This window comes from Marinobacter sp. UBA5687, assembly GCF_002420325.1.
Taxonomy (GTDB): Bacteria; Pseudomonadota; Gammaproteobacteria; order Pseudomonadales; family Oleiphilaceae; genus Marinobacter; species Marinobacter nauticus.
This window is the reverse complement of sequence record NZ_DIHV01000075.1, coordinates 8,300-14,955: the sequence shown is the minus strand read 5'-3', so window position 1 is coordinate 14,955 and position 6,656 is coordinate 8,300. Positions and strand designations below refer to the sequence as shown.

The window sequence follows — 6,656 nt, the reverse complement described above, 5'->3', positions numbered from 1 at the left end:
GGCTTCTGCCTGATTGATCGCAGTGGCCGGACCTACATCAACAGCAGCAGTCAGCCTGTGGGGCGGGGCCGTCGTGCCCGACTGAGCCACGGCGACACCGTGACCATAGGCCGCTACCAGATACGGGCCGAACTCTCCGGCGTCCCGGCGGCTGTCGGTGAAACCGAACACGACGCACGCGAAGATCATGGTCTGGTGGATGCGCCCGAGAATGGTTTACGGCATGCCGCCAACGAACAGAGCCGGCCTGAAGGTCGCGAGCCTCTGGAGGGTTTGCAGCCGGCAGCCGGCGATCCGGTCAGCTGTGATCCGCTGGCGCCCTGGCAGCAAAAACCGGCGCGCCCGGACGAGGAGGCTCCCGAGCTGCTGGCCAGCGACCAAGCCTGGTTTGCCCGTTCGGCTGAGGTTAGCGATGAGTACCGGGAGAACCGGGATGTGGCCATGGGTCTGCCGGTCACCCCACAACGCGAGCATAAGGAACGACAGGGAATGTCCGAAACGACACGAAACATGCGGGAGGTCAGCCGCCAGCACATCAGTGGTGCACCACTGCTCCGGGGGCTGGATGCGGATATTGATTTTGCCGACAGCGACGAAATGCGGCTGTTTCTGGAGGAAGCCGGCCAGACCCTGAAGGCAACGGTGGAAGGATTGCTGGCGCTGCATCAGGGCGAAGACAGCCGTCACCAGGCGCTGCGCACCCGCTTGCAGCCCATCGAGGACAACCCGCTGCGGCTGGCCAACGACTATCCGGACACCATTCAGACCCTGTTTGCCGCCCAGCGCAGCCCGGTGCATCTGTCGGCCCCCGCCGCTGTCCGTGAGAGTCTGGAAAGCCTGAATCACCACCAGCAGGCCACCCGGGAAGCCATTCGCGAGGCGCTGGAAGCCATTCTGCACGCCTTCTCACCGGAAGCCTTGTTGCGCCGGTTTCACGGCTATCGCCGTGGTTTGCAGGACAACGAAGACGAGGGCCGCTGGGCCTGGGATATGTACCAACACTATTACCGTGAACTGAAATCCAGTCGTCAGCAGGGTTTTGAACGCCTGTTCCAGGAAGTGTTCGACCAGGCTTATGACCAACACTTGCGCCAATTACAGAGGGAGAAACTGTTGTGAAGTACTGCAAATGGAGCTTGCTGGTTGTTGCTTTGATTCTCGCGGGGTGTAGCACCCCTTACAACGCGGTGACCAAGACCGCCAAGGTGCTCTGGGATCCTGATATTCCTGTTGGCTACCCGGAAGATTTGCCCAGCCGGGTGGATCTGACCATGCTGGCGGAACCGAACGTGAACCCGAACGAATCCCTGGCGCCCACCCCCATTGCGTTTCAGGTGATTGAACTGCGGGACAGCTCGCTGCTGATGGCGGGCGATTTCGACCAGCTGTTGAACGACCTGGAGGACTCTCTGGGCCAGAACTACGTGGACCATAGCGATTACAGCCTCGTGCCCGGCCAGTTCAAATTTGTCGAGCCGTTTGAGGTCAGCGAAGACACCCGTTACATCGCCGTGATCGCCTTTTACGCCTACCCGAACCTGTCCCAGTGGAAAAAAGTGGTGAAGGTCGACCCGATTGGCGGACGGTATCACCTGCTGGTGAACCTGCGCGAACGTGAAGTGCAACTCAGACGGTCGGATGAAAGCTAATGGCAGTCACGAATCGAGTGGTCTGGAGTGATGGGTTGTTCATCAAACCTCAGCACTTCCAGCAACAGCAACGCTATCTGGAACACCAGATCAACGAACGGGCTCTGGCCGTCTCGGACTATCTGTTCGGGTTCAGTGATCTGGAGCTCAATGCCGAATACCTGAGCTTTGGTCGGGTCGGACTGGTGCGGGCCTCTGGACTGTTTCCGGACGGAACCCGGTTCAACCTGCCCCAGGACGATGTGATGCCGGAGCCGCTGGAGATCACCGATGCCTCGGTGGCCAACCAGGTGGTCTATCTGGCTTTACCTCTGGGCAGCGATAGCCTGGCCGAAGTCGAATGGCCGGAAGCACCCGTGGCCGGCCGGTTCCAGGCGCAGCCGGTGGAAGTGCGGGATCTGCATTCCATTGACGGCGATGCTCACACTATCGATGTGGGGCGGGTGGCTCCGCGCCTGATGCTGGAGCGGGAAGACCGCAGTGCCTATGCAGCACTGGCCATTGGCCGGATTCTGGAAAAGCGCCCCGATGGCAGCCTGGTAATGGACCCGAACTTCCTGCCGACCATGCTCAGCGTGCGCTCGGCGCCAAGGCTTCAGCGCTTTGTCGGTGAGATGGCGGGTTTGATGCAGGAACGGGCCCGTAACATTGCCGAACGGGTGGGCGCGCCCGGGCAGGGTGGTGTCGCCGATGTCTCGGATTTCATGCTGCTGCAAATGCTGAACCGGGCGCATCCGCGTTTCATGCACCTGGCACGGCTGCGTCAGCTGCACCCGGAGCGTCTGTACGAAGCGCTTCTGGAGCTGTGTGGCGAGCTGGTCACCTTTACCGATGAAAGCCGTTTGCCGAGGGAATTCACCCCTTACGATCACGATCTGCCGGAAGGCTGTTTCAGCCCGCTGATGCAGATTCTGCGGCAGGCGTTGAGCACGGTCCTGGAACCCCGGGCGCTGTCGATTGCCCTGCAGCAGCGCCAGTATGGACTCACCGTCGCACCGGTTCAGGATGGCCAGTTGATGAACGACGCCGAGTTCATTCTGGCGGTCAAAGCCGATATGCCACTGGACGACCTGCGCAAACAGTTTGTTCAACAGTGCAAGGTGGCCTCTGTGGAGAAGATTCGGGATCTCATCAGCCTCCAGCTGCCGGGTATCCCACTGTCGGCACTTCCGGTGGCCCCGCGTCAGTTGCCCTACCACGCCGGTTTTGTGTATTTCCGATTGGACGATCAAAGCCAGGCCTGGCAGATGCTGGACAACGCCAGTGGATTTGCCTTCCACGTGGCGGGCAGCTTCCCGGGGCTGGAGATGCAATTCTGGGCAATCAGGAGCTAAATCATGGCAGATGCACCGGTAATGGACAGACCAGACAACACCAGGGATTCGGGTGATCGTGCATTCAGCGACCTTTTGTTTGCCGATAGCGGCGCCGGCCAGTCGCCGGTTGAATCCGATGACAGCAGCTTCCAGCTTCGTGGCCTGGAAGATAACCGGCTGATTGACGCCGCCACCCCGCTGCTGGGACTGGTTATTCGGGTGCGGCGACTGGCGGATTTCCGCGAGGTGGAAACCCTGTACCAGCAGGTAGTGGATGAAGTCGCCGCCGTTGACCGGGAACTGGTGGAGCAGGGCTATGAGCGCCCGACGGTGGTGGCCTACCGCTACGTGCTTTGCGCCTTTATCGACGAGGCTGTGCTGGGTACCGACTGGGGCGCCCACAGCGTCTGGTCACAGCATTCGCTACTCAGCCGATTCCATAACGAAACCTGGGGTGGCGAAAAGGTGTTTGCCATCCTGGCCCGCATGGAAAAAGAGCCGACTCGTTACCGGGACATGCTCGAGTTCATCTATCTGTGCCTGTGTCTGGGTTTTGAGGGTCGCTACAAGGTCATGGAAAACGGTCGGGACGAATACGAACAGGTGGTTCGTGGCCTCTATGACCAGCTTCGCGAACTGCGTGGCGACCGCGACAGCCGGCCGCTGGCCGATGCCACGGAAAACCTGATGCCGGCCCGCAACCGCCTGCGCAGCGGCCTGCCCTTGTGGGGTATTGGTGGCCTGTTTGTGGCGGCCATGGCCGGGATCTATTCGCTCTATAACATGGCGCTGAACGAACGCATCAGGGATGTGCTCAGCGTTCTGGAACAACTACCGAAATAAGGACATCACTGTGATTCGGGTAGAACTGCCGGCGCTGATCGGGCGCCTTAACGACATTTCACGCCAGGCTCTGGAAGCCTCCGCGGCCCTGTGCATCAGCCGTCAGGGCGCCGAGATTACCCCGGCGCACCTGCTGTTCAAACTGCTGGAAACGCCGTTCTCGGATGTGCGCCAGATCCTCGAACACACCGGCATCAACCACCAGCAACTGCAACCCGTGGTGGGTGACAGCCTGAACGGCGAACCTCAGACCGCCGAACCGTATCCGTCGTTCTCGCCGCTGCTGGTAGAACTGATGCAGGACGCCTGGCTGCTGGCCTCGACCGAACTCGGCCATACCGAATTGCGTTCCGGCGCGGTGTTCCTGGCCCTGCTGATGAATGCCGATCGCTACTTGATGCCTCGGGTGGCGCAGGCGCTGGTGGACATCAACCGGGAACAGCTGCGCAAGCAGTTTGATCGGGTAACCGAGGGTTCTGTGGAGCGTCCGCAGCTGACGGAAAGCGGTGGTGCCAGGCCAGCGGTTGAAGCCGATATGGACCCACTCAAACGTTACGCCACCGACTTCACCAAGCTGGCCCGGGAAGACAAACTGGACCCCGTGGTGTGTCGCGATGCCGAGATCGATCAGATGATCGATATCCTCTGCCGTCGCCGCAAGAACAACCCCATCGTGGTGGGCGACGCTGGCGTGGGCAAAAGCGCCGTGGTGGAGGGCCTGGCCCTGCGCATTGTTAACGGCGACGTGCCGGACCGGCTGAAGAACGTCGAACTCTGGACCCTGGACATGGGTGCCCTGCAGGCCGGTGCCTCGGTGAAGGGCGAGTTTGAAAAACGCCTGAAGGGCGTGATCGAAGCCGTGAAAGGTTCGGCGACCCCGATCATCCTGTTCATCGACGAAGCTCACACCCTGATCGGTGCGGGTAACAGCGAAGGTGGCTCCGACGCTGCAAACCTGCTGAAGCCAGCCCTGGCCCGTGGCGAACTGCGCACCATCGCTGCCACCACCTGGCGCGAGTACAAGAAATACTTCGAAAAAGACCCGGCTCTCAGCCGCCGGTTCCAACCGGTGGCCCTGGACGAGCCAACGCCGGGCGAAGCAGTCCACATCCTCCGTGGCCTGCGCACGGTCTACGAAAAAGCCCATCAGGTACTGATCGCCGACAGCGCCCTTAAAGCCGCCGCAGAAATGTCCGCCCGCTACCTGGCCGGTCGCCAGCTGCCGGACAAGGCCATCGATGTTCTCGATACCGCCTGCGCCCGGGTCAGCCTGAACCTGAGTACACCGCCACGCCGTCTCAGTCATGTGCGCAGTGAACTGCACCAGCTGGCCATGGAACAGGAGCTTCTGAGCCGGGAACACACGCTTGGCCAGAACGTGGATGCCGAGCGCGAACAGGCCCTGGAACAGAAGATTGCCGACCTGACCGCCGAATCCAGCGCGCTGGAACAAAGCTGGAATGACCAGAGGGAGCTTGTTGCCCGGCTGGTCGAGATTCGTGAGCAGTTGTTGGCGGGGGATCTCGAGGGCGAAACCGCCGATGACGTTATTGAGTTGGCCGAGAGCGATCACGAAGAACGCCCGGACCTGAAAAGCGAAGCCGCCGCCATCGAACAGGAACTGGCTGAACTCCAGGCCGACGAACCGTTGGTACACGCCCGGGTGGATGCCCGCCAGGTGGCCGAAGTCATCGCCGACTGGACCGGCATCCCGGTCAACCGCATGACCACCGACGAGCTGGAAAAAATCACCCACCTGCCGGCGTACCTGCAGGCCCATATCAAAGGCCAGGACACGGCCATCGACTGCCTGCACCAGCACCTGCTCACCGCCCGCGCCGACTTGCGCCGGCCGGGTCGCCCGATGGGCGCCTTCCTGCTGGTGGGCCCCAGTGGTGTGGGTAAAACCGAAACCGTGGTGCAACTGGCTGAACTGCTCTACGGCGGCCGCCAGTTCCTTACCACCATCAACATGTCCGAATACCAGGAGAAACACACTGTTTCCCGCCTGATCGGCTCGCCCCCAGGCTACGTTGGATTCGGAGAAGGAGGCATCCTCACCGAAGCCATCCGCCAGAAGCCTTATTCCGTGGTGCTGCTCGACGAAGTCGAAAAAGCCCACCCGGAAGTGCTTAACCTGTTCTACCAGGCTTTCGACAAAGGCGAACTGGCCGACGGCGAAGGCCGGTTGATCGACTGCAAAAACGTGGTCTTTTTCCTGACCTCCAACCTCGGCTTCCAGACCATCGTCAACCACGCCGAAGAGCCGGAGAAAATCGAAGAAGCCCTGTACCCGGAACTGGCCAACTTCTTCAAGCCGGCATTGCTGGCGCGGATGGAAGTGGTGCCCTACCTGCCGCTGGGTGAAGACACTCTCAACCGCATCGTTGAGGATAAACTCCAGCGCCTGGCGGATCAGATTCAAGCTCGCTACCACACCGAGGTGGAACTGGAAGACGGCCTGGTCGAAGCCATCCGCAGCCGCGCCACCAGAAGTGAAAACGGCGCGCGGATGCTGGAGTCGATCATCGAAGGCGAACTGCTGCCACCGGTGTCGCTGGCGTTGCTGGAAAAACTGGCGGCCAGGGAGCCGGTGACGAAGGTGACGCTTGGGGTTACTGAAAACAAGTTCACGGGCACAGTCGCCTGACTTTCGGGCTAACTGAATCGTAGCGCACCGTGGGGGATAGCTTTCCAAAACCCTGCGGAGCCATGGGTGAAGGGCGAAAGCCCTTCACGGGTTGGCCAGGGATGGCCAAGACAGGACCCTCACTGCGACGCAGGAGCAGTAAGCAGTGAGGGGCGGAGCGGAGCTTACAAGGATGTATTCACAGCGTGTTTTGGAAAG

Annotated in this window: 5 protein-coding genes; all 5 read left to right on the top strand. The window is 61.0% G+C overall.

The genetic code is table 11. The annotated features are described in order from the left end of the window. The coding region (gene tagH / locus B3Y70_RS07905; protein WP_288589569.1) for a type VI secretion system-associated FHA domain protein TagH at positions 1–1,119 on the top strand (1,119 nt) is incomplete at its 5' end. Then, a complete protein-coding gene (gene tssJ, locus B3Y70_RS07900; RefSeq protein ID WP_222447331.1) occupies positions 1,116–1,649 on the top strand; it encodes a type VI secretion system lipoprotein TssJ in 534 nt (177 codons plus the stop codon). The genes tagH and tssJ, both read left to right, overlap by 4 nt. Next, positions 1,649–2,983 (top strand): type VI secretion system baseplate subunit TssK, encoded by a 1,335-nt coding sequence (gene tssK, locus B3Y70_RS07895; protein WP_014422964.1) that lies wholly within the window; start codon positions 1,649–1,651, stop codon positions 2,981–2,983. The genes tssJ and tssK overlap by 1 nt, the downstream gene beginning before the upstream one ends. A 3-nt stretch (positions 2,984–2,986) precedes the next feature. Continuing rightward, positions 2,987–3,808, top strand: coding sequence for a type IVB secretion system protein IcmH/DotU (gene icmH / locus B3Y70_RS07890; protein WP_023008683.1), 822 nt, complete (start codon positions 2,987–2,989; stop codon positions 3,806–3,808). After that, positions 3,774–6,458: a type VI secretion system ATPase TssH gene (gene tssH / locus B3Y70_RS07885; RefSeq protein ID WP_414674111.1), complete on the top strand. Its 2,685-nt coding sequence runs from the start codon at positions 3,774–3,776 to the stop codon at positions 6,456–6,458. The genes icmH and tssH overlap by 35 nt, the downstream gene beginning before the upstream one ends. The last annotated feature ends 198 nt before the right edge of the window (positions 6,459–6,656 follow it).

What these genes read in the sequence shown, in the direction of transcription:
- tssK (WP_014422964.1), top strand. Translation starts at nt 1,649, where the DNA reads ATGGCAGTCACGAATCGAGTGGTCTGGAGTGATGGGTTGTTCATCAAA.
- icmH (WP_023008683.1), top strand. Translation starts at nt 2,987, where the DNA reads ATGGCAGATGCACCGGTAATGGACAGACCAGACAACACCAGGGATTCG.
- tssH (WP_414674111.1), top strand. Translation starts at nt 3,774, where the DNA reads ATGTGCTCAGCGTTCTGGAACAACTACCGAAATAAGGACATCACTGTG.